The organism is Streptomyces sp. OfavH-34-F (assembly GCF_022347745.1).
Classification (GTDB): domain Bacteria; phylum Actinomycetota; class Actinomycetes; order Streptomycetales; family Streptomycetaceae; genus Streptomyces.
The window spans coordinates 1-3,917 of the sequence record NZ_JAKRGC010000454.1 but is presented as its reverse complement, the minus strand read 5'-3'; the positions used below and the strand labels follow the sequence as shown (position 1 = coordinate 3,917).

Sequence of the window (3,917 nt, the reverse complement as noted above, 5' to 3'; positions counted from 1 at the left end):
CCTCGACGGCTGGAGGCGGTGGCGGACCGTCGCCGGCGCGGGCCACTTCCCCTTCACCGCCCTGCCGCTGCTCGCCGCCGTGCCCGCCAGCGGCTCCGCCGCGGCGGCCGGGTGCGAGGTCGACTACACCGTCAACGCGTGGACCGGCGGCTACACCGCCGAGGTGAGCGTCACCAACAACGGCCCCGCGCTCAGCGACTGGCGGCTGACCTGGACGTACGAAGGCGACCAGCGGGTCACCTCCGGCTGGAACGCGACCGTCACCCAGTCCGGGCACGCCGTGACCGCGGTCAACACCGCCTGGAACGGGACCGTGGCGAGTGGCGGCACCCTCTCCTTCGGCGTGCAGGGGACCGCCGGGTCGGGCGGCCCCGCGCCCACCGACTTCGCGCTCAACGGCGTCTCCTGCGGCGGCGACGGCACCCAGCCCCCGACCACGCCGCCCCCGACGACCCCGCCCCCCACCACCCCGCCCTCCGCGGAGTGCGGTGACGCGGTGGTCTGCGACGACTTCGAGAACCAGACCGGCTCCACGCCCGCCGGGAACTGGCGCTTCACCGCGCCCGACTGCCAGGGCACCGGTGCGGCCGCCGTCGACACGGCGGTCGCCCACAGCGGCGCGCGTTCGCTGCGGCTGGACGGGAAGGCCGGCTACTGCAACCACGCCTTCGTGGCCTCCACCGCGGACCTCTCGTCCGTGGGCCCGGTGATGTACGTACGCATGTGGGTGCGGCACACCACGGCGCTCCCGGCCGCGCACGTCACCTTCGTGTCGATGCCGGACAGCTCCCAGGGCGGCAAGGCCCTGCGGATCGGGGGCCAGAACGGGGCGCTCCAGTGGAACCGGGAGATCGACGACGCGACGCTCCCGGCGCAGAGCCCGACCGGGGTGGGGATGAGCGAGCCCCTGCCCACGGGCAGCTGGCAGTGCCTGCGGTTCGCGGTCGACACCACGGCCACCGGGCTCGACACCTGGCTGAACGACGAGCAGGTGCCGGGGCTGCACGCCGACGGCGTACCGACGCGGGACGTCGACGACCAGTGGCTGTCGCGGACGACCGCGCCCCGGCCCACGGCCCTGCGGCTGGGCTGGGAGAGCTACGGGAACGGTGACGACACCCTGTGGTTCGACGATGTGGCGGTCGGCTCCACGCCGATCGGCTGCTGACGGACGGCCGCCCCGGCGCGCGAGGGGTGACGGGGCGGTCCGGACCGGTGCCGGCTTCACGGTGAAGCCGGCACCGGCTCCTTTCCCGCTCCGGTTTGCCGGCGCCACCCCGCTCACCGGCACCCCGCCGACCTTCCCGCCCCGGCCGGGAACCGTCCGTACGTACGTGCAGGTGACACCCGCTTTGCCGCGCACCGCCGCGCTGCGGCTACTTTGGGTGCAGCACAGATGGGCGGTTCCGTGACGGCAGAGGTGCACGGGGGACGAGAGGTCGGGGAAGAGTGTCGCTGCGCGCAGGCGATCCAGCCGAGATCGGCGGATATCCGCTGGAGGCGAGGCTCGGCTCAGGTGGCATGGGCACGGTGTTCCTGGCCCGTACGGAGTCGGGCCGGCCGGTCGCGATCAAGCTGATCCACCAGCAGTTCGCCGGGGACAGCGAGTTCCGCATCCGCTTCCGGCAGGAGATCGAGGCCGCGCGGCGGGTGAGCGGCGCGTTCACCGCGGCCGTGGTCGACGCCGCGCCCGAGGCCGAACAGCCGTGGATGGCCACGACCTACATCGAGGGCCCCACGCTCGCCCAGCGCATCGCCGACGAGGGCCCCCTCGGCGGGCCCGGGCTGCGGAGCCTGGCGATCGGGCTCGCCGAGGCACTGCGCGACATCCACCGGGTGGGCGTCGTCCACCGCGACCTGAAACCCTCCAACGTCGTCCTCTCGCCCGAGGGTCCGCGCGTCATCGACTTCGGCATCTCGCGCGCCGCGGACCAGCAGACGCTCACCATGACCGGGCGCGTCATCGGGACACCGCCCTTCATGTCTCCGGAGCAGCTCCAGGCGCCGCGCGGGGTCGGACCGCGCTCCGACGTCTTCTCGCTGGGCACCCTGCTGGTGTACGCGGCGACCGGGCGCGGCCCGTTCGACGCGGACAGCCCCTACCTGACGGCGTACCAGGTCGTGCACGACGAGCCCGCGCTGGACGCGGTGCCCGCCGTGCTGCGGGCGGTCGTCGAACCGTGCCTGGGCAAGGACCCCGAGAGCCGGCCCTCGGCGGCCGAACTCCTGGAACTGCTGCGGGATCTGCCGGCCGACCTCGGCGGGCCCGGCGAGGACGGGTGCGCCACGGGCCGCACCCGCGACGTCGCCACCCAGCACCACCTCCCCACGCCCACCCCGAGCGAGCCCGCGCCGGAATCCGCGCCGACGCCGGAACCCGCGCCCGAGCCCGCCGCAGCGTCGGAACCTGCGCCCGAGCCGGAACCCGCGCCGGAACCGGAACCGGAACCCACCCCCGATCCCGCCCCCACGCCGGAACCGGAAGCCGCGTCCGTCTCTCCGGGCGGCCGGCTGCGCGGGCGGCGGCGGACCGTGCTCGCGGCGGCCGTGGCCGTGGGGCTCATCGGCGGCGGAGTCGCCCTGTTGCAGGCCGGCGGCCTCGGCCCGGACCGGCCCGCCGCCGAGGGCGCCACCACCGCCGCCGCGCCCTCCGCGGCCCTGCCGGACGGCTTCCGGCCCTGGCGGGTGACCGTGCCGGGCGGTCGCGAGGACATCCCCGACGAACTGCGGTGCGTCACGGGCGCCGAGGACACGGTGTTCTGCGGGGGCGGCGGGGTCGTCGCGACCCGCATCAGCGTCCGGGACGGCTCCCGGGCCTGGACGGTCAAGAGCCCCGGCATCCCCGTCCAGGGCATGCACCTGGTGGGCGCCACCCGCGACACCGTCGTCGGCTACCGCATCGCCGCCCAGGACGACCCCCGGGGCCGCAACGACGAGGTGGTGGCCGTCGACGCCGACAGCGGCGAGGAGCTGTGGGCCGCGCCCTCCGGCGCCCAGTCGACCGCCGTCACCGGCCGGACCCGCGACGCCGTCGTGCTCGGCTCCGCCGTGATCATGGTGGACGCCGCCGACTCCGCCTTCGAGGCCCGGGACGCGCACAGCGGGAAGCTGCTGTGGACGGCGCCGTTCCCCGCGGACTTCCGGTGCGCGCCCGTCCCCGTGGACGACGTGCTCCTCGCCATGTGCGCCGCCGACGCCGAGATGAACGCCTCGTCCGTACGCCACCCGTCGCTCTACCCGGTCGACCGGACCTCCGGCGCCTGGGGCGGGGCCATCGCCGTCGACGGGCCCGCCGTGCCCGTCGGTGTCGCCGGGGGCCAACTCGTCCTGCTCCGGGAGGACGTCGAGGAGACGGCGCTCACCGGGTACAACGGCGTGGTGCGGGTCGACCCGGCCTCCGGCGAGGCCGACTTCGCACCGCTGCCCGCCACGTACGCCGGCACCCCCGGCATGGCGGACGGCACCGTGTTCGTGAGCGGGCAGACCGGCCGCGTCACCGCGTTCGACCCGGCCACCGGCCGGAAGAAGTGGTCCCGGCAGACCAGCGTCGAAGGGGCCTCCGGCCCGGCCGCCGCAGACGGCGCGCTGTTCTTCAGCTCCGCCACCGGCCGGGTCGTCGCGCTCGCGCCGTCCGACGGCGCCACCCTCTGGGCGACCGACCCCAGGGCCGACGGGCTGACCGGCGGACAGGGAGCGGGCCCGCGCGTGACCGTCGCCGGTGACGCGGTCGTCGTGACCGCCGCCGGGAACACCGTCTTCGCCTTCGACCCCCGGCACCCGCCGAAGTCGGGCTGACCGGCGCCCGGGGAGCGTTCAGGCCGCCCGGCCGGTGTATACGGCGGCGCTCCGGTGCCGGTCCTCGACCACCAGGCCGCCGGCGAGCACCAGCACCCGGTCCGCGTACGCGGCGGCGGCCG

2 protein-coding genes are annotated in these 3,917 nt (G+C 75.9%); both read left to right on the top strand.

Going from position 1 to position 3,917, the window contains the following annotated elements; all coding sequences use genetic code 11:
* Positions 1 to 61: 61 nt before the first annotated feature.
* A complete protein-coding gene (locus tag MHW47_RS33155) occupies positions 62 to 1,168 on the top strand; it encodes a cellulose-binding domain-containing protein (protein ID WP_239227554.1) in 1,107 nt (368 codons plus the stop codon).
* A gap of 281 nt (positions 1,169 to 1,449) precedes the next feature.
* Positions 1,450 to 3,795 (top strand): serine/threonine-protein kinase, encoded by a 2,346-nt coding sequence (locus MHW47_RS33150; RefSeq protein ID WP_239227553.1) that lies wholly within the window; start codon positions 1,450 to 1,452, stop codon positions 3,793 to 3,795.
* The last annotated feature ends 122 nt before the right edge of the window (positions 3,796 to 3,917 follow it).